The organism is Prosthecobacter fusiformis (assembly GCF_004364345.1).
Lineage (GTDB): Bacteria > Verrucomicrobiota > Verrucomicrobiia > Verrucomicrobiales > Verrucomicrobiaceae > Prosthecobacter > Prosthecobacter fusiformis.
In genome coordinates this window covers 259,908-280,148 of record NZ_SOCA01000004.1, presented here as the reverse complement: position 1 = coordinate 280,148, position 20,241 = coordinate 259,908, and the positions used below count along the sequence as shown (strand labels likewise).

General features: G+C 56.6%; 15 protein-coding genes. 6 read left to right on the top strand and 9 right to left on the bottom strand.

From position 1 onward, the window contains the following. Positions 1-11 precede the first annotated feature (11 nt). The 4 genes from EI77_RS13810 to EI77_RS13795 form a co-directional block, all read right to left on the bottom strand. Complete coding sequence (locus tag EI77_RS13810; RefSeq protein WP_133795870.1) at positions 12-1,655, bottom strand: tetratricopeptide repeat protein; 1,644 nt, start codon at positions 1,653-1,655, stop codon at positions 12-14. A gap of 148 nt (positions 1,656-1,803) precedes the next feature. Beyond that, positions 1,804-2,616: an LpxI family protein gene (locus EI77_RS13805; RefSeq protein ID WP_133795869.1), complete on the bottom strand. Its 813-nt coding sequence runs from the start codon at positions 2,614-2,616 to the stop codon at positions 1,804-1,806. Positions 2,617-2,619: 3 nt separating this feature from the next. Continuing rightward, positions 2,620-2,907: a zinc ribbon domain-containing protein gene (locus EI77_RS13800; protein ID WP_133795868.1), complete on the bottom strand. Its 288-nt coding sequence runs from the start codon at positions 2,905-2,907 to the stop codon at positions 2,620-2,622. Positions 2,908-2,986: 79 nt separating this feature from the next. After that, a complete protein-coding gene (locus EI77_RS13795; RefSeq protein WP_133795867.1) occupies positions 2,987-4,066 on the bottom strand; it encodes a pyridoxal-phosphate-dependent aminotransferase family protein in 1,080 nt (359 codons plus the stop codon). A 553-nt stretch (positions 4,067-4,619) separates the two neighbouring features. Between EI77_RS13795 and EI77_RS13790 the strand changes: the two genes are divergently transcribed. Both EI77_RS13790 and EI77_RS13785 read left to right on the top strand, forming a co-directional pair. Further along, complete coding sequence (locus EI77_RS13790; protein WP_166647252.1) at positions 4,620-5,333, top strand: CHAD domain-containing protein; 714 nt, start codon at positions 4,620-4,622, stop codon at positions 5,331-5,333. Between the two features lie 246 nt (positions 5,334-5,579). Continuing rightward, positions 5,580-9,959 (top strand): cadherin-like beta sandwich domain-containing protein, encoded by a 4,380-nt coding sequence (locus EI77_RS13785; protein WP_166647251.1) that lies wholly within the window; start codon positions 5,580-5,582, stop codon positions 9,957-9,959. 18 nt (positions 9,960-9,977) lie between these two features. Here EI77_RS13785 and EI77_RS13780 read toward each other — a convergent pair whose 3' ends face one another. From EI77_RS13780 to EI77_RS13765, 4 genes are all read right to left on the bottom strand, one after another. Further along, positions 9,978-11,828: a DUF4340 domain-containing protein gene (locus EI77_RS13780; RefSeq protein ID WP_133795864.1), complete on the bottom strand. Its 1,851-nt coding sequence runs from the start codon at positions 11,826-11,828 to the stop codon at positions 9,978-9,980. An 11-nt stretch (positions 11,829-11,839) separates the two neighbouring features. After that, positions 11,840-13,330 carry a GldG family protein gene (locus tag EI77_RS13775; protein WP_133795863.1) on the bottom strand — a complete coding sequence of 497 codons (1,491 nt, stop codon included), beginning with the start codon at positions 13,328-13,330 and terminating at the stop codon, positions 11,840-11,842. Between the two features lie 34 nt (positions 13,331-13,364). Then, on the bottom strand, positions 13,365-14,066 hold the full coding sequence (locus EI77_RS13770; protein WP_208300354.1) for an ABC-2 transporter permease: 702 nt from the start codon (positions 14,064-14,066) through the stop codon (positions 13,365-13,367). Positions 14,067-14,139: 73 nt separating this feature from the next. Beyond that, positions 14,140-15,081: an ABC transporter ATP-binding protein gene (locus EI77_RS13765; RefSeq protein ID WP_133795861.1), complete on the bottom strand. Its 942-nt coding sequence runs from the start codon at positions 15,079-15,081 to the stop codon at positions 14,140-14,142. 177 nt (positions 15,082-15,258) lie between these two features. On the opposite strand from EI77_RS13765, the gene EI77_RS13760 reads away from it, so the two are divergent. Further along, positions 15,259-15,534, top strand: coding sequence for a Sec-independent protein translocase subunit TatA/TatB (locus tag EI77_RS13760; RefSeq protein WP_133795860.1), 276 nt, complete (start codon positions 15,259-15,261; stop codon positions 15,532-15,534). Positions 15,535-15,551: 17 nt separating this feature from the next. Further along, a complete protein-coding gene (locus EI77_RS13755; RefSeq protein WP_133795859.1) occupies positions 15,552-16,508 on the top strand; it encodes an endonuclease/exonuclease/phosphatase family protein in 957 nt (318 codons plus the stop codon). Here the strand turns inward: EI77_RS13755 and EI77_RS13750 are convergent. Continuing rightward, the gene (locus EI77_RS13750; RefSeq protein ID WP_166647250.1) at positions 16,491-17,420 is read right to left on the bottom strand and encodes a bifunctional riboflavin kinase/FAD synthetase; all 930 of its coding nucleotides are present in this window, start codon (positions 17,418-17,420) and stop codon (positions 16,491-16,493) included. The genes EI77_RS13755 and EI77_RS13750 overlap by 18 nt on opposite strands. Before the next feature lie 250 nt (positions 17,421-17,670). Between EI77_RS13750 and EI77_RS13745 the strand changes: the two genes are divergently transcribed. Both EI77_RS13745 and EI77_RS13740 read left to right on the top strand, forming a co-directional pair. Next, entirely contained in the window at positions 17,671-18,714 is a 1,044-nt protein-coding gene (locus EI77_RS13745) for a patatin-like phospholipase family protein (RefSeq protein ID WP_133795857.1), read from the top strand. Beyond that, positions 18,677-20,161: a phenylacetate--CoA ligase family protein gene (locus EI77_RS13740; protein ID WP_243838858.1), complete on the top strand. Its 1,485-nt coding sequence runs from the start codon at positions 18,677-18,679 to the stop codon at positions 20,159-20,161. Before EI77_RS13745 ends, EI77_RS13740 begins: the two co-directional genes overlap by 38 nt. The last annotated feature ends 80 nt before the right edge of the window (positions 20,162-20,241 follow it).

The following is a 20,241-nucleotide window of genomic DNA, read 5'->3' as shown; positions in this document are numbered from 1 at the left end:
TTTGCTCTTTTTTATTTCTTTTTAGCAGGTGTTGCAGGCTTCGCTGGAGCGGCAGGTGTAGCGCTGGCAGCAGGCGCGGAAGCTTTCTTGCTGTCATAGATTTTCGTTGCTTCAGCAATCTGAGCAGCGGTCATCTTAGCCTGAAGTTCATCGCGGTATTTGACGGCGACTTCGGCGTTGCCGGAAGCATCAGCAGCGAGCTTGGCATAAGCCAGTGCGCGGGCGAGGTCAGGCTCATTCTTGGCAGTGCCAAGACCACGCTCATACAGACTTGCAAGGCGGACCATAGCGAGGGGGGCACCCTGCTCGGCAGCATTGGTGTATTCCTGTGCAGCAGCGGCAGGATTGGCAGCACCACCGGCACCGATTTCATACATCTGGCCAAGAGCGACCTGGCTGGCAGCGAAGTTCTGAGCAGCAGCGCGCTGATACCACCCCATGGCGGCAACGACGTCCTGAGCTACACCGGTACCATTCTGGTAAAGACCGGCCAGACGATGTTGGGCCTGGGCAAGACCGGAGTTAGCAGCGCGCAGATGGAAGGTGAAGGCCTTGGCAGGATCCTTGTCCACGACAGTGCCGGTTTCATAATAGACACCGACGTTGTAGAAAGCTTCCGCAGAACCGTTCTGGGCTGCGAGGCGGTAGAGGTCCAGAGCGCTCTTGGCGTTCTGCTGGACGACGGAGACAGCCTTGTCGCCTTCGCCTTCGTTAAGGCCGGATTCGAAGTAGTTGCCGAGACGGAAGAGAGCCTGGGCATCGTTGGCGTTAGCGGCCTTGGTATAGTATTCGACAGCCTTCTTGAGGTCCTTGGTCTGACCACCGAGACCATTTTCATAAATGGCACCGAGGAGACGGTTGGCAGCAGCAAAGCCGGTGGCGGCTGCATCTTCAAACATCTTCAAAGCTGTGGCAGGGTCTTTCTTCACGAGCTGCTTGCTGCCTTCGACGGCTGGATCGCCATCAAAAAGACGTGCGGCATAGGTGCTCATGGCCACAGCGTTTTTCTGCTTGGTGGCTTCGATGAGATAATCGAGGGACTTCTGCTCGTCCTTAGGCAGTCCGGGAACGCCGGCTGCATAAAGCTGGCTGAGGCCGAGGGTGGATTCGCCGTCACCTTCAGCGCTGCCTTTTTCAAGGAGAGCCTTGGCTTTATCGACGCTCTTTTCCACACCACCGACGCCGGCGATGTGAAGGTTAGCCAGAAGACGGCGGGCGACTTTGTTGCCTGCGGCTTCAGCTTCCTGGATCAGCTTGACAGCTTCGAGGACGCGCTCCTGATCCTGAGGGAATGCCTGGAGGAGGACCTGGGCGAGCTCCACTTTAGCGAGGGTCTGTCCCTGGGCTGCGGCTTTGCGGAAGAGTTCAATGATCTCATTGACGTTGCTGTTGCTGAGCACGCCCCAGTGACCCAGCGCGTATTGAGCATCCTTGTCTCCGTTTTGGGCGAGTTCCTTGACCTTGGCGAGAGCAGCATTGAAGGATGCGTTGACATCTGGGCCTTTTCCAGGCTGTTCGGAGGCGGACTTTTGATCGGCTGCGAGCTGGGTCAGCACGGATTCCAGAGCTGGACTCACGTTCGACATCTCGGCGGTATCAATACCGGCGACGGCGACCATGGCAGCAAGTTTAACTTTAAGGGCTGTGAGTAACATATAGGGTTGGTTTTGGAGAACTCGTTTTTAGACCCGCCTCAGCGGGAAGCGCTCATTTTTTCCGAAATCGCACTGATAAATCAAGACTTTACCGCTCTTTTTAGAAAATTCTGCCAAGGGGGCAGGCTTTCCTATGGGTAAAACGGTATTAAAGGGCAATGACGGAAACCTTTCTTTGCTGGCATTCCAGGCGCAATTCATCAAGGCCTAACAACAAGGTTTTACCTGCTTCCACAGCAATTAGATCCACGCCGGCCTCGGCTGCGGTGCGAATGGTATCTGGGCCGATGACCGGGACATCAAAACGCATATCCTGGTTAGGCTTGGCCACCTTCACCATGGTGGCACCGCCACGGCCCATGGCACCGCCGCGCTTCACGGCTTCGTTGGTGCCTTCAAAGGCTTCGACGGCGAGGACGGTACCGTTTTTCACCACCACGGTCTGGCCGATGTCCAGGCGGCTGCTTTCCTTGGCAATGGTGAAACCATAATCTGCATCTTCCCAGCGGCGTTTTTTAATGGCCGGTCCTGCGACCGGACCACGCGCCGGCATGAGGTCTTCCAGAAACGTGGTGGCAGGCAGGAGAGTGATGCCGTCCTTGGCCATTTCATCACTGATGGCACCAAAGAGGGTTTCGGCGTTCCTCTGCTTCAGCCGGGCGAGCATCATCAAGAGACGAAGATCGGGACGGAGATCGAAGAGATTTTTGGGAGCGATCTGCCCGACCATCACGGTCTGCTTCACACCCTGCCTAACAAAAAAGGCGATCATCTTGCTAAGCTGGCCGACACGGAACCATTCGATGGCGTCCACCATGTCCGCCAGTTCCGGTTTGGTTTCATTGATAAAAGCGGCGACCACCAGCTTCTGCACCCCTGCCCTGCGGGCTGCCTTGACAAAGGTCTCGGGATAGATGCCGTTCCCGGCGATGAGGGCGATGGTGGAGAGATCTGGGGACATGGATCAAAAAGCGGACATGATATAACCGAGGATCATCACGGCCAGAACAATGGCGGCGACCCAGCGCCAGAAGATTTCCCGAGAAACTCTGGGGCCAGTTTTTTCTTGGCCAAACTCACGCTCGACAAACTCGTTGTAATCGAAGTCCTCATCCGGCAGATCGAGGCCGTCATAAACCGCCCGCTCACTTTTCCAGCCGGACCGGTCACAGGCTCCGCAGTCATCGCACGCAACAGCTCCGCGTGGCACCCACTCGCCACAGGCGGGACATTGACCTGGCGGGCGGAACATAAGGAGAGGGCGGTGAAATCTGGAGCGGGCGGCGGGGTGTCCAGGACTTGGTCCACCGCCAGCTCAGGCAAATTGTCTGTTAAAGTTTGGCCAAGCTGTCGTCGAGTGCGGCGATGACGGCACCGATGGTTTCATCGGTTTCGTCACCCATGTTGGAGATGCGGAAGGTCTTGCCCTTCAGCTTTCCGTAACCGCCATCAATGATGAGGCTGTGATTCTTTTTGAGGAGGCCGATGAATGCAGCGACATCAATCTCGCGATTGTTGGCGACGCAGGTCAGTGACTTGGAACGGTAGCCTTCAGGAGCAAAAAATTCGAAGCCGTTTTTGCGCACCCATTCATGGACCATGCCGTTGAGGCGGGCATGGCGGGCATAACGGTTTTCCAGACCTTCAGCAAACATGGCCTTGAGCTGGTGGCGCAGACCGTAGATGAGGCTGATGCACGGGGTGCTCGGCGTCATGCTCTTTTCGCCATTGGCTTTGAACTCGATGAAGTCAAAATAGTAACCGCGATCTTCAATGGTGGCTGCACGGGCCATGGCGGCTTCGGAAGCAGTGAAGAGCGCCAGACCAGGAGGCAGGGCAAAAGCTTTCTGGCTGCCGGTGAGGAGGACATCAATGCCGAGTTCGTCGAAATTCACCGGCAAAGTGGTGAAGCCTGAAACGGAATCCGTGATGAACATCACGTCTGGATACTTTTTCTTCAGCGCGGCGATTTCCGTCAGGGGGCTGAGGACGCCCGTGGACGTTTCATTGTGGATGAAGGTGACGGCGTCGAATTCACCGGTGGCAAGACGCTTGTCAATTTCCTCTGGCAGGATGGGCTGGCCCCACTCGACCTGATAAGCTTCAGCCTGTTTGCCGCAGCGCTTGGAGACATCCAGCCATTTGTCCGAAAAGGCACCATTGCAGCAGTTCAGGACTTTCTTTTTGACCAAGTTACGAATGGATCCTTCCATGACGCCCCAGGCAGAAGAGGTGCTCAAGAACACCTGCTGCTTGGTACCAAAGAGAGTCTGCAGCATGGGCTGGATCTCGGCATACAGATCCTGGAATCCCTTGCCACGATGACCCATCATCGGCTGGGACATGGCCGCAAAGGTGGCGGGGCTAACTTCGACAGGACCAGGGATGTAGAGTTTGACGTGGGTGCTCATGGGGTTGGGTTAGGCCTGCGGCAGGCCAATGAAAATGGGCTGCGAACGTAGAAGCAACGCGCCCGCGTGCAACTGCGGATACAAAGGAGTCAGCAGAGATTCCCAAAACCGAGGAAAAGCGTGGGGATGGGGATGAATTTCAATTTTTCCCCATGTGGGGATTTTGGGCAACAAATCGTTCAAAACCAATGTGTTGCGATGGGGATTCCATGGGGATTTGTTTCCCCATCTGGGGATTTGGGGAAAGTTTGGGGAATTTCCCTCCCTTGCCGATGGGGATGAACAGGCCAGAAGTTTATAGGAAATCGAGACATGATATAAAGGGGAACAAGTTCGGAGGCGGGGCCAGCGATACAAGGAAGTACCGACCGGACTTGCGCCAAGTGGCGAAAAAAGTTCAGTCGTTAGCGGAGACCGAAGGACATTTGTCACTTGCCATCACCGTGAGATTCTCTTGATTTTGAGTATGGGAAAGGTCGCCAGCGAGCCACCATCAGCCGGAGAGTGGCTGAGAGGACGGTTATTGCTTTTAGCTGAGCAGGCAGAGATGTCCGTGAATGATCTGCAAGACCACCCGGAAGAGGCACTGCACCAACTGCGAGTGCGGATGAAAAAAATGGAGGCCCTGCTGAGACTGAGCCGTGGAGCGATGGGCAAGAAACGGCGGGAAAAACTGAGGGCTGAGATCAAGGCGGTCAAGAATGCCGGGGGTGATCAGCGGGATGCCATGGTGCTGCAAAAGCTGGCGGGGGAACTGGGGCGGAAACAAGGTCTGCGCTTGCCCGAGACTCCCCTGCCCCTGGAGAAACCACGGATGCGACAGATCAAGACCTTGATGACCCGGTTGCAAAAAGATCTGTCCGCACAGTCATTTGAAAAGCTCAGCTGGGAGGATATCCAGGAGAACTTTGAGGCCAGCTATCGGACAGGACGGCGACTGATGAGAGAGGCGGAAGAAACCCAGGACCCGGAGGCGTTTCACCAGTGGCGCAAGCGAGTGAAGGTGCTGCATCATCAGACCGGAGCCCTGGAGGAATATCTGCCTCACGTCCAGAAGAGACTGGAGCGCAGCCGCGACCTGGGAAGACTGCTGGGCCGGGAGCAGGATCTGGCGCTTTTGGAAGAAGCAACTCAGACGCCCAGCCCGGACCGGGCGTGGAAGAGGGTGATCAAAGCCAACCGAGACAAGGTGCGCCCCCAAGCTCTGGAGCTGGGGGAGAAGGTGTATCAACGTCCTGCGAGCAAGTTTGGGCGAATGAGGAGGTGATTGGGGGAAATGATTGGCGGGAGGAACGAGGGATTAGGGAGCTGCGGGCGTATTAGAGCGGACGATATCGGGGCGAGACGCCCCGACTCCTTGGGCCTGGCGGTCAGGGCTGGATCATGAAATCGAAGATCTTGGCGGGCGTGGGGTGGAGGGAGACGCCATGCCCAAATTAGCATGAACAATGTCTAAATTTAGCTTTATTATTTTTACGAATAATATTATTTTTAGGAATCAATGTGGTGTTTTATGAAATTGCGCTGTTTTTACCTTTTCCAGGCTGCGGTGGTGGCTGGATTACTGTGGGCATCAGGCCCGGTACAGGCGGCACCAGGAGATCTGGATACGCTTGATTTGAGCGTGGTGGGAAACACGGTGCATGCGACGGTGATGCAGGCCGATGGAAAGATGATTGTGGCGGGGGATTTTACCTCGGTCTTGGGCGTGGGACGCGGCCACATCGCTAGACTCAACGCGAACGGTTCGCTGGATGTGGGGTTCAATCCTCAGGCAAACGGAAGGGTGTATGCAGTGACGGTGCAGGCGGATGGGAAAATCCTGGCGGGGGGAGATTTTACGAGCTTTCAACCGAACGGAGTGGGCGGGGCAATCGAACGCAACCGGGTGGCGCGGCTGAATGTGGACGGGACTGTGGATGCGAGCTTTGATCCCAAGGCCAATTTAACGGTTTTCAGCTTGGCGTTGCAGACGGACGGTAAGGTTTTATTGGGCGGATTTTTCACGACTCTGCAGCCCAATGGTGCAGCAGAAAGTACGCCGAGAAATTATCTGGCGAGGGTGAATACGGACGGGACTGTGGATGCGAGCTTTGACCCCAAACCGAATAATCTGGTGCGGAGTGTGGTGGTGCAGGAGGATGGGAAAATCCTGCTAGGAGGAGCCTTCGGATCTCTGCAACCGAATGGGGCGGCTGAGGCAACGCTGCGAAGCCGAATCGCCCGAGTGTATGCGAACGGGACGCTGGATGCGGACTTTGACCCCAAAACGGACGGCATCGTCTATACGGTGGCGGTGCAAGCGGATGGAAAGATCCTGCTGGGGGGTTTATTCGCGTCCCTGCAACCGAATGGTGCGCTGGCGAGTACGGCGCGCAGCCGGATCGCCCGCGTGAATGCGGATGGGACACTGGACATGGGCTTTGATCCACGGGCGAATAACAGTGTCTTTAGCATCGCTGTGCAAACCAACGGGCAAATCCTGCTGGGTGGTTTATTCTCTTCTCTCCAGCCTAACGGGGCCGCAGTGTCCACTCTGCGCAACCGCATCGCGAGGGTGAATGGGGATGGGACGCTGGATACCGAGTTTGATCCCAAACCGAACAACGATGTGTATTCGGTCGGCTTGCAGGCGGATGGCAAGATCTTGATCGGCGGGACTTTCGGGACGCTTCAGCCTAACGGGGCCTCGGTGAATACCACACGCAACCGCTTCGCCCGGCTGATGAATGATGGAGTGACGCAGGAACTGAGCGCGCCAGATATTACCCAGGTGAGGTGGGAGCGGGACGGAGCAGCTCCGGAGGTCTCCCAGGTGACTTTTGAAGTGAGTCAGGATAGCGGCACGACCTATACCCCGTTAAGCGGGGTGGCCACACGGGAGGGAAATACGGGAAGTAACTGGCAGCTTCAAGGGGTCTCTCTACCTAACAGCGGCCAACTGAGGGCCCGGGCAAAAACGGTGGGTGGTTACCAAAACGGATCTGGTGGGATGGTAGAATTAGTGGCGAATTTTAACACCACCGAAAGCAAAGCTGAAATAGCGGTGGAATATCCCTTTGGAACGGAAATTGAGACGGGGGTGGGGAGTGTGGACTTCGGCAGCGCAGCCAGCAGTGGCGATGGCACGGGAAGCACTGTGAGGACATTCAAAGTGAAGAACAGCGGAACGGATCCGCTGGCAGGATTGGGGATTACTTTCAGCGGGGAGGATGCGGGGGCATTCACGGTGAGTGCTCCGGCACAGGCCCCGGTATTGCCCAATGGCGAGACCACTTTTACGGTACGCTTTTCCCCCGAAATCTCCGGGCCGAATACGGCGCGGCTGCTGCTGGCTAGCAATGATGCGGATGAGAACCCCTATGAGATCCAGGTGACGGGCACGGGCCTGATCTCTGGAAATGCAAACCTGAGCGGGCTGACGCTGAGCGCCGGGACACTGAGTCCGGCCTTTGCGGCGGGAACGATGACGTATGTGGCGAGTGTACCGTATGGGGATACAAGCCTGACCGTGACACCAATGCTGAAGCAACCGAATGCGACCATAACGGTGAACGGGGCGCCTGTACTATCTGGAGCGGTGAGCAGCAACATTCCGCTGACCGTGGGGATGAATACGATCACGGTCATGGTGACAGCGGAGAATGAAACGACGCAGAAGACTTATACCCTAACGGTGACACGCGGGGCGGCAGTTGCCGGAGATGTGGATGAAATGGATGTGGAACTGGAGGGTACGGATGTGTATGCCGTGGCAGTGCAGGCGGATGGCAAGGTGCTCATCGGGGGAAATTTCTCATCGGTCCTGGGGGTGCCACGCAACCACATCGCACGGCTGAATAATGACGGGACATTGGATGCTACTTTTGACCCCAAGGCTGGCGGGGGAATCATTTCCTGCCTGACGGTGCAGGAGGATGGAAAAATCCTGGTGGGTGGAAGTTTCACCAGCATGCAGCCGAACGGAGCAGCGGAGAGTACTCCCAGACACTATATCGCACGACTGAATACGGATGGGACGCTGGACGCCACCTTTGACCCGAAGCCTAACAATGTGGTGCGAAGTGTGGCGGTGCAGGCGGATGGAATGATCTTGCTAGGAGGTGACTTTACCACTCTGCAACCGAACGGCGGCGTAACCAGCACACCGCGCAGCAAGATCGCGCGGGTGAATGCCCAGGGGGAGGTGGACATGGACTTTGATCCACGGACTAACGGCACTGTGTTTAGCGTGGTGGAGCAGACAGACGGGAAAATACTGCTGGGGGGAGCATTCACCTCTTTACAACCTAATGGTGCGGAAGGGAGCACGGCGCGGATGTATATGGCGAGAGTGAATGCGGATGGGACGCTGGATACGGCTTTCGATCCGCAGGCGAATGCGGTCGTGTATGCCATGGCCATGCAGGGGGATGGTCGAATTTTAATGGCAGGAGCCTTTACCACCCTGCATCCGGGTGGTGTGGGAGCCATGACGCCACGAACCTACCTGGCCAGGCTAAATGACGACGGGACGGTGGATGGCGACTTTGATCCGGGGCCTGATCAGGCGGTCTTCAGTGTGGTGCGACAAACGAATGGCAAAATCTTGATCGGAGGAAACTTCACCACGCTGCGTGCTAACGGTGCTGCCGTAGGAACGGCGCGGAGCCATGTGGCAAGGGTGAATGGGGACGGAACGCTGGACCTTGGATTTAACCCTCGCGCCAATGGGACGGTGCATGCGGTGACCTTGCTGGCGGATGGAAAAATAGTCGCAGGGGGAAATTTCACGACTCTCCAGGCTAACGGGGCAGGCGTCAGCACGGGACGCAATTTGCTAGTTAGGCTGGCTAATGAGGCGGCAGTGGCGACTCTATCCGCGCCGAACACATCGGTGGTGAACTGGGTGCGCAGCGGAGCGGCACCGGAGGTCTCGCAGGTGAAGTTCGCAGTCAGCACGGACGGTGGAACGACCTTTTCAGATATACCTGGAATGCCGGTGAGAATGGGCAGCACGAACTGGCAACTGGACGATCTGACTTTACCCGCGAACGGGCATCTACGTGCCCGAGGCAAGACGTATGGGGGGTTTTACAGCAGCAGTGGAGGGATGGTGGAAACGGTGATCGCCTTTAGCGGTCTGACAACACCGGTGCCAGTGATCGTGGTGGAGCAACCGACAGGAAGGGCCTTGGTCCACGGCAGCGGAACGGTGGCCCTGGCGGCGGTGTCAAATACGAGCCAGACTTTTGTGATTCGCAATGCGGGCACGGCAGCGTTGAAGAATCTGGCCCTGAGTGTGACGGGACCCAATGCGGGATCCTTTACGCCAGGGGCGCTGGGAATGACCACGCTCCAACCGGGAGGCAGCACAAGTTTTACCATCAGTGCCCCGAGTGTGGTCCAGCAGCCGGTGGGGTATCAAACGGCGACTTTGCACATCACGAGCAACGATCCTGTGCAGGGTTCATTCGATGTGCCGATGACGTATAGCTACCTGGTGCGGTCCAACTGGCGGATGACCCACTATGGAAACTGGATGAATGAAGGGGATGCAGCGGATGCGGCTGACCCGGACTTTAACGGGCTATCCAATCTGCTGGAATTCGCGACGGGGATGCGGAGTGCGACTGGGAACGGGCAACCTATGCCGGGGAGACTGGTGCGGAATGGAAGCCAGCTTGAGTACACTTACACACGCCTGAAAGCGGCGAAGGAGGAGTGCAGCTTCAACGTGGAATGGAACGACGGTCTGCGGGAGGTGAGCTGGAACCGAACCGGTGTGACAGAAACGCTGCTGACGGATGACGGCATCCTGGAAACGGTGAAAGCGGTGATGCCCGCAGGCAGCATGACACGGCGGTTTGTACGACTGACGGTGAGCGGAACTGCGGACCCGGTGGAGGACTAATTTGAACCAAGCTTGCGACTATTCTTTGAAGACTGACTCGAGCATTTCCATCAAGGCCGTGCGGCTGATATAGAAGACATCCGGTCCGGAATCCACTTGGCCGAAGTATAGGGCGGTGGATTCCATCCCCTCCTGCGTGGGTGCAAAATTCAGTGTGATGTCGCGGGTAGGACCGGTATTAATGCCGGGCTCACCCAAAGTAACGACGATGCGCAGGGCGGGCTTTTGAAGGGCAGTAATGGCATTGGTGGCATCGGCCGACCAGTCCTGAACATTGAGCTTGGCGAGCAAGCCGGCGAGGCGGTCCGCTTTAACCCGGTCTATCATCGGGGTGATGTCCCGCCCCGCACGCTCACCGGTCCACTGGGCCGTGGTGGGATCGTATTTGAGGATGAGGGGTGGATTTGTGCCGAGGGAAAGGCTGATCTGGCGGAGAGCGAACTGGGTGAAACGGAGTGCACCGAGGCCCTTCCATTTAATGCCGTCCTGCGGAATGCTGGGAAGCAGGGTGGCATCAATTTGGTACACGCTCGGCTCGCTTTCGTACTTGGCGAAAAATTCGGTGCGCTCAGCATTGGCTCCAAAGAGGATTTTGGCCTGCTTGGACTCTGAAGTCACCATGGCAACAGTCAGGAAAGGTTTGTCCAAACCGTAGCTGCTCAGATTGGCGGCTGAATCTGAGGCATAACTGCGGATGGGATGGGTATTGAGAGATTCAAAGAGACGAGCAACGCGATCGCCATTGGCAGGTTCCAATTTATTGTGGCGTTTCAAGAACCAGGATTCGGATTCTTTGACCAGCAAAACGGGGGCGAAGACGAGTGAATCAATGCGGACGGCGGCGACAGCGTCTTCATCGATGCGAGCGAGCATGCGGTCGCGGAGGTCATTGGGCTGTGACCAGAGATCGCCGAGAGATTTGGAGACAACGGTGAAGACGGGACGGCGATGGCTGGCGGTGGCCTTGGTTTCGACGGCGTCTGCAGCAGGTTTGGTGAGGGTGATCTCGACGGATTTTGAGGTTTTGTCCTCGGCAGTACTGGTGAGGGTGACCTTGAGAGACTGGGCAATGATTCCTGTGCTGCCGGTGCCCGACTCAATGGCAGTGGCGGAGCCAGCGGAGGTCTCGACAGCGTCCTTGATTTCGAGATTGAGTAGGGTGGAAAGAAGCTCTCCAATTTTTTCTTTGCTGCCGCGGGTATTGAGAGGCTTCACAAGCACCCAGGACTCAGTCCCGGCAACGCGTTTCATTTCAATCTGGCCGCCCTCTTGGACGAGCTTGAGGCTGGTGACATTTTCGGCGGAAAGGCGGACGAGCTTGCTGTCGCGCCATTCTTTGGGAGCGGGCTTGAGGAGATCCGGCAGGGTGGTTTTGGCGACGTAATAGACGGTTTCGTCTTTCTCGCGGATCTTCTGAATGCCGAGGTAATGGCCACCTTGCAGGGCGGAGGGGGCACCTAACCAGAGATCTAGAACGGTTTGTTTACCTGCCTTGAGACGGAGTTTTTGGCGAGGTTGATCCAGACCTGTTTTGGCCCAGCCGGCAGCATCGAATTCCTCGCGGTGGACGCGCTCGATCCAGCCGATGGCGAGGAGTTCATCAAACAGCTTGGTGACTTTATCTGGATCCGCGTGGTCATTGAAGGGACGGCGCACCCACCAGGTGCCCTCTTCACGAGCCAGGGTGACGCCGTCACCGCCGCTGGAATCCACCTCAAAGTGAGTGACTTCAGAGCGGTTGAACTTTACTGGCCCGCGCTTCATTTCACGAAGCTCGCGGGTGGAGGGCAGGTAGCGCTCAATGCCGAGAATGATGGCACCCAGCCCGAGGGCGAGGAGCAGCAAAAGAACCGTGGTGCGCAGATGCATGGTGGTGAAAATCAGGCGGCCCGCCGGGATGCCCAAACGAGCATGCCTAGCCCGAGAACGAGGCCAGGCATGGCAATGGTGGTGATCCAGAAAATGAGTTCGTTCTGCCGGGGATTGAGCTGGATACGGTAGCTGTGCTTGAGCTTGGGCGGGGTGCCGCTGAGGCGGTCACGGTTGATGATCCAGTTCAAACTGCTGGCGACGAAATCACGATTCACAGCCAAGGCCGATTTTTTATCCAGCATGGAGGCATTTCCAACCACGACCATGCGGCAACTGTCCACCCGCAAACGGGGATCCGCCACGCTGCCGCGCTCTACAGATGCGGCGAGGTAGATGGGCTGGCGGGTGTCTTCCTCATCCACAACCGGGAGGTCTTCGAGGTAATTTTTCTCCCCCCAATAGCGGTCTGAGGCACCGATGAGAGGATTGACGGTGATGCTCTGGTTTTGCAGGTATTCGTCATCAAAGCGGACATCGAGAGACTGGGACTGGCCAGGAAGAGTGACTGTGGAGGCAGCCAAGGGCTGGGTGATGGGGGATTCGTTATCGAAGAGGCCCTGGACAGAGAATTCTTTGCGGGTGCCTGAGCCGGTACTTTCGGCATACAGGACACGGTCTTCACGAGGAATGACACCATTTAAACCGAGGAAGGCATGGAGGCGCGGGGTTTCACCGGCGGGGTCCATCATGACGAGAAGACCGGCGCGCTTGCCTTCCCAAAAGGTTTTGATCATGGCAATTTCACGCTCAGACAAATCGTAGCGGATGCCGACGAGAAGCAAGCCATCTGCGTCTTCAGGGATGCGGCTGATTTCAGCGAGATTGACAGGCAGGAGCTGGAAATTTTGCTGGCGGCCGAGTTCGCCGAGGGCGGTCATGGCATCGGTAAGCGCGGTCTCTGTGCGGGAGCCTTTGCCGACGACGAGATAAAATTTCCGTTCGCCACCTTCGACGAGATTGATGAGCGCAGAGGTGACGGCGTCCTCTCCACGGAAGGCCTTGATGGCGCGGGTGGTTTCGGTTCCCGTGTCACGGATGACCATTTCCTCCTCACGAATAAAGCGGGTGAGATTGCCCACTTTGATAACGATGCCGTTTTGGTCCAGTGGCAGGCCGGTTTCAGCCTTGAGTTCCTCGGCACGTTCGATGTCGCGGAGTGGGTCAATGGAGCGGAGTTTTATACGTCCGCGCCCATTGATGCGGTATTCCTCCAGGAGAGCCTGGACATCGGTAAAAATTTTGGCATCACGGGCAAAGACGTTAGCAATAAAAACGTCCTTGGGGAGCTTGCTGACATAATTCAGCGTGGACGAACTGAGTGTATAGCTTTGCTGGGGACTGAGGTCCCAACGGGTGTGGTAGCGGTAGCTGATGCGGTTAACACCGAAAAACAGAGCCAAGACCAGGAGGACCTGGAAGGCCACATTCAGGCCGATGCCCCATCTTTTCGGGATGGAACCTTGGGTAGGCGGAGTGGGTTCTGTCTTAGAATCTGGCATTGCGGCGTATGGCAAAGAAAAGGATGGCCGGGGGTCAGGACCTCCAGCGGCGGTATTCCACCACCTGATGAGTCAGGGCGAGGAAGAGGAGAGCGAGGCTGGTATAATAAACCAGTGGGCGGGTATCGATTAGACCGTTGGTGAAGGTGCGGATATGCTCGCGACTGGCGAAGTAGTTGGTGATGTCCACGAAGGTTTCGTTCACTTGACGACCAATGACGCTAATGAAAAGCCCAACCAGGAAATGCAACAAGCTGGCGGTGAAGGACATGATGGCGGCGATGATCTGATTGGAAGTCAGCGCGGAGGCGAGGCAACCCATGGCAAGGTTGAATAACCCCATGGCAAAAAGGATGAGGTAGCTGCCTTTGAGGGCACCGGTGGGCATCTCGATCTGTCCCAGGGTAATCCAATCCAGAAGCTCAAAGTTGAGATAACTGGGCACCCAGAGAACGCAGTAAATGATGACGGAGGCGATGTATTTGGCCCAGACGACCTGCCAGGCCCGGACCGGAGCGGTGAAGAGGGTTTCAAACGTTCCCATTTTTTTCTCCTCCGAAAAGAGGCGCATCGTGAGGAGGGGGAAGACAAAGAAATAAGAGAGCCAGAACCAGATGGCATCAAAGGTCCAGGTGACGATGGAGCCTTCACTAGGAGCGCTTTCCAGGAGAGAGAGGGCAGCACGCAGACAAAAACCATTCAGCACCATGATCAGGGCAAGGACGATATAAGCCATCGGCGACACGAAAAACGCGCGCAGTTCTTTTTTTAGCAGCACCCAGAAAATTCTCATCGCGTGTCAGTCAGTGTCAGGATTTTACAGGCTCAGAGGCAGCCAGTTCCACAAATACATCTTCAAGGCTGGGCAGCTGGCGGTGGAGCTCCCGCAGTTTCCAGCTTTTGTCCGCAGCCATTTTCATGACGGTTTCACGGACATCCACTCCCGGTTCGACGCGCAGGACATAGCGGGTCCAGACGCCGTCTTTGGATTCCTCGATCACTTTGCGGACAGCGGGCAGGGATTCGAGGGCAGCGGCTATATCCCCCTTCCCGTCCACTTCGACAAAGACCTGGGTCAATGCGCGGAGCTTTTTGGTGAGGTTGGCGGGGGTATCATAGGCCAAGAGGCGGCCATGATGGATCATGAGGACGCGGTCGCAAATTTGCTCCACTTCCTGCAAGATGTGGGTGGAAAGGAGGATGGTATGCTTGGGCCGGAGGCTGCTAAGAAGCTCGCGCACCTGGCGGATCTGCACGGGATCCAGGCCGCTGGTTGGCTCATCCAAAATGAGAAGGGGCGGCTCGTGTAAAAGGGCATCTGCTAGGGCGACGCGCTGACGATAGCCCTTGGAAAGGTTGCCGATGAGGCGGCGGCGCACATCGGTGATGGAGCAGAGATCCATCACTTCTCCAACCCGAGTGCGCATGTTGCGACCGCGCAAGCCTTTAAGCTCTCCCCGGAAGCGAAGGTATTCTTTGACCTTCATTTCCGTATAAAGAGGTGCCATTTCCGGCATGTAGCCGACGGAGCGTTTTACATCGAGAGATTCACGGAAAACATCGAAGCCATTCACCCGCACATTGCCTGAGGACGGGGGCAAAAATCCGGTGAGCACCCGCATGGTGGTGGACTTGCCTGCACCGTTAGGTCCCAGGAAACCAACTATCTCACCAGGCTCGACATCAAAAGAGATGTGATCCACCGCTATGCGTCCTGCATAATGCTTGGTGAGGTCTTGAACTGAGATCATTAGCGATAAAAGTGGGGGCGAAAGAAATGTTTTTTCGGTGGATTTGAAATAAAGACCACGGAAGAGCCGATGACAACCCTGAACAGACTTTCAACCAAATCGTCTGTTCAAATGTAGGTTGACCCAACTAAAGGTCGGCTTGCGCCGTTGTACTTTTGACCGTAATATCCCCCAGCCATGAACACCGCACACCTTTTCGCCGCCTTTGGTCCTCTGGGCACGCCCGAGTTGATCATCATTGCCATTCTCGTACTTGTCCTTTTCGGAGCCAAAAAACTTCCAACCTTTGCTCGCAGCCTGGGCAAAAGCATGGGTGAATTCAAAAAAGCACGTGAAGAATTTGAGCATGAGCTTACCCGTTCCCAGGAAGAGGCAGAGCGCCCGACCCCGGCCCCCGTGATCCCGGCTACCGCTGAAAAGCGCCAGCCTGTGACATCGGCCAAGGACATCTAATTGTTTTCTGGCTGCCCATGCACGCCAGAAAGTTTTTCATTCAACGGCGGGGATTCGTCCCCGCCGTTTTCTTTTGTTTGTTGTGGTTCTGTCAGGATTTATCAGCGGAGGAACCTGCCAGAGAGGTCGTCTTTTGCTCCTACAATGTGAAGAACTGGCTGCTGATGCAGCGGTCTTTTGGGGACCCGGATGAGCCGCTAGTCTCCAAGCCGGAGAAGGAAAAGGCGAAGGTGGTGGAATTTCTCACCGAAATCCGGCCAGACATCCTGGGCCTCTGTGAAATTGGCAGCCTGGAGGATATTAAAGAGGTCCAGACGCGTCTGCGCAGTTCGGGGGTGGACCTGCCGCATCTAACGCGATGCACCGGAGGGGACCCGACGCGGAGTCTTGGCCTGCTGTCGCGGTATCCGATCATGGCAGTCTATTCGCAAACCCGACTTTATTACCAGATGGGGGCGATATCTTTACCGATGCAAAGAGGTATCCTGGATGCCACGGTGAGCATTACCCCAGAGCTGCAAGTGCGATTTCTGGGGGTGCATTTGAAGTCGAAGCGCGCCATTCCCGAAGCGGATGAAACCCTAATGCGCCGCAACGAAGCGCATCTGCTGAGGCTGCACATGGACCAAATCTATGCGCAGGAACCCGACGCCAAGGTCGTCTGCTATGGAGACTTCAATGAACACCGGAATGAACCGGCCATCAGTGAGATCATTGGCTCACGGGCTGGCCCGGGACTGATGTTTGATCTACACCTGCGGGATGCCCATGGCTTGGTGTGGACGCATTTCTGGGATGATGCGGATGTGTATGGAAGGCTGGACTACATCTTTGTCAGTCGCAGTCTGCGGCCCCTGGTGGATATGAAGGGGTCCTTTATTTATACCGCAGCCGACTTTGATAAAGCGAGCGATCACCGCCCCATCGTGATGACTCTGCTGCCACAACGCAAGATATCAGCCCGGAAGAAGTGAGCGAGCCTGCTGAACGTCCACCTGAATCTGTGACAGGAGGGCATCCACGCCGGTGAATTTCTTTTCAGGACGTAAAAAGGTGCCGAGACGCACTTCAAGCTCCTGACCATATAAGTCCCCCGACCAATCGAAAAGATGCACCTCCAGAGAAGGCGCAGCGGCACCTTCGTCCACTGTGGGGCGGAGGCCCAGGTTGGCAATTCCCGGAAACCATTCACCGCCTAGGTTTGCCTGCACGGCATAAACTCCATAGGGGGGCAGCACCTCCGCCTCCGGCTGGACATTGGCGGTAGGAAATCCGAGCTGCCGGGCGAGCTGCCGCCCGGAAACCACCGTTCCTAACAAAGAGTAAGGTCGGCCGAGCAGCGACGCCGCACGGGTGAGATTCCCGGAGGTCACGGCATCCCGGATTAGCGTGCTGCTGACAACTTCCCCCTCCAGCCGGATGGGCGGAACACCGTAAACAGCGAAATCATGACGCTGGCCGAGGTCCATGAGCGAATGGATGTTTCCACTGCGGTTTTTCCCAAAGCTCCAGGTATATCCCACGGAGATGCAGCCGAGAGGGTGGCAGGCTGCGACGAGCGAACCGACAAACTCTTCGGCTGATGTATCCGCCACTTCACGGGTAAACGGACACAACAGGGTGCCCGCAACGCCCATGGAAGCGAGCAGTCGGGAACGCTGGCGCTCTCCACACAGGCGTTTGGGCTTCAATTCCGGGCGCAGGACACTGAGAGGATGAGGATCAAAGCTCATGACCACAGCCTGACCATGGTGCTGGACGGCATGCTCCTGCGCGGCGCGAATGACCTCTTGATGCCCGAGATGCACCCCATCAAAGACACCAATGGCCAATGAAACGGGGCCGGGCACCTGGGCGAGATCTTGGATGGAACGCAATTGCAGCATGGGTTGAATTTGCGCAGGGGGGAACGTTTGGCAAAGGCTGCCTGTAGAGGAAATAAAAACAGGGTAGCCCCCTGTTTTTATCAAGTAAGACAGACTTGGAACGCGCTGTGCAAAGGAAGACATGAAGTGTAGCGCAACCTGCATGGAATGACTTTTAAAAAACGCCCAAAAAGCGCCCGATTAGATCACAAAAGTTGAACAAATCGGGCAATAAACCGGTCAGATATAGCAAGAACGGAGGTAAACAACCATGAACCCCACTTTGAATCCATCCTCCCCCGGGTGGATGCGGAACGCGGAAGATCCGGGGATGAATAACGGCGGCGCAGCTACGCCTGCACCAGGGCAGCCACGCATCGGTCTGGCGCTCTCAGGTGGCGGGGCACGCGGTCTGGCCCATGTGGGCGTATTGCAAGTTTTGGAGGAACATCATATCCCCATTGCTGCGGTCGCTGGCACAAGCATGGGTGCCTATGTGGGTGCCCTGCATGCAGCCGGATTCAACACTCAAGATTTGGAGTCCCTGGCCCGTGAAATCAAGGATCGCCGGACTTTACTGCGGCTGATGGATCCCATTTTTCCTCCTACATCGGGCCTCATTCGTGGGATGAAAATCCGTCGGCATCTTGAACGCTCTTTGGGCGCGAGGACCTTTGAAGAACTGGACATTCCACTCCTAGTGGTGGCGACCGATCTAGATACGATGGCACCGCATGTTTTTGACAGTGGGCCGCTGGGTGCAGCCGTACATGCAAGTGCGGCTATCCCTGGCGTCTGTGCGCCCGTGCATCTCAATGGACGCCGCTTCACCGATGGTGGCGCTGCGGAACCATTGCCAGTGGGGCTGCTGCGCGAACGGTTTAAGCTGGATGCAGTCATCGCTGTCAACGTACTGCCAACCACCCAGGATGTACTGCACTGCAAAGACACGGCTTTTGTGCCGCCCAAAGTGCCGAAGAATGTCCTCGTCCGGGTTATTAATTACCTGCTGCGTCCCGTGAACCTGCTGGCTCACGGGAATGTGCTGGACACTTTTCGACGAGCTTTGATGTGTGCCCAGCTCGGTCTGGCTGAGAAAGAATGCCGAAGCGCAGATCTGGTCATCCACCCCTTCTTTTGTGAAAGCACGTGGTTCGATTTCGAAAACTTCGACCGCTATATCCGCGCGGGTCGACGCGCTGCTGAAGAGGCCCTTCCCCGCATTTATGCGTTGCTGTGCCAGACAACCCCTAACCAGGAACACAACCATGAAAATAATGTCCGCCAACCCTGCGTGGGACTCTGCGCCGCCTGAAGTCTGGCACGACTGGCAGCTCCGCCAACTGCGGAACTACCTAAGCCAGCGTGTGCTGCCCTTCAGCGCCCATTACAACCGGCTCTTTAAAGAACACGGACTGGAGGTCAATGACATCAAGTCATTCGATGACTGGTCAAACGCGCCTTTTACAACCAAAGCAGACCTTACTGTTCCCCGTGAACAACAAAGGGAGTTTATATTGATGCCGGAGGAGTCCGTGCTGCGCCGTGAGTGGGCGGTGATGCTGAATGCTGTCCTGCATGGCCGGGCCGCTGCCAAGAACGCATTGGAGGATGAATTCCGCCCCGTCATGATGACGAGCACAACGGGGCGCTCATCTGACCCGGTACCGTTTCTTTTCACCAAGCATGATCTGGCGAATTTAGACACCGCAGGCCGTCGGCTGATGGAATGCGGGCGTTCCCAGAGGGATTTCCGGCATGTGAATGCTTTCCCTTTCGCGCCACACCTTGCGTTCTGGCAGACCCATCACGCAGGCCAGAGTTTTGGCACGTTCATGGTCAGCACGGGCGGTGGGAAAAGCTTGGGAACGGAAGGCAACATGAACCTGATCGACCGCATCCAGCCGGATGTGCTCATTGGCATGCCCACCTTTATCTATCATCTGCTGCGTCAGGCGCTGGAAAATGGCAAACGCTGGCCTAACATCAAACGTGTGGTCTTGGGTGGTGAAAAAGTGGCTGAAGGTCTGAGGGCACGACTGGTGAATCTGATCCATGAAATGGGCGGGGATGAAGTGCATGTGATCAGCACATACGGCTTCACGGAAGCCAAGATGGCCTTTCCAGAATGTCCGGCTGAAGCTGGGGCCAGCGGCTTTCACATCAGTCCAGATCTGGGTTACATCGAACTGGTGGATCCGCGAACGGGCAAGCCCGTGGAGCCAAGCCACCCGGGTGAAATTGTCTTCACTCCGCTGGATGCGCGAGGCACGGTGGTGCTGCGCTACCGCACCGGAGACATCGCCGAAGGAGGAATAACCTGGAAGCGCTGCCCTCACTGTGGACGCACCTGCCCACGCCTGCTGGGCCCCATCAGCCGGGTGAGCGAGGTCCGCGAACTTCACCTGGACAAAATCAAAGGCACCCTGGTTAATTTTAACATCCTGGAACATTTGCTGGATGACCAAAAAGGAGTCGCCGCCTGGCAGATCGAGCTGTGCAAGCGTGATGATGATCCGCATGAAGTGGATCAACTGATCCTGCATGTGGCTCCTGAGCCGGGCATGGACTCAACAGACCTGGAGCACCGCATTGAGCGCCGCTTTGCCGAGGTGACTGAAATTCACCCTAACGCGATCCACTTCCACGACCTGCCAGACCTCCGCGAGCGCCTGGGTGTGGGTAAGCTGCTGAAGGAGGTCAAGCTCTTAGACAGGCGCAACCAACCCTCGAAAACCGAATCCATGATGAACCCTGATTGAACCAGGCTCTGCCCCACAAGCTTTCAAAGCTGAGGGGCGTGACAGGTTCTACCCAGGATAATTCACGGGCTTCAACCAAC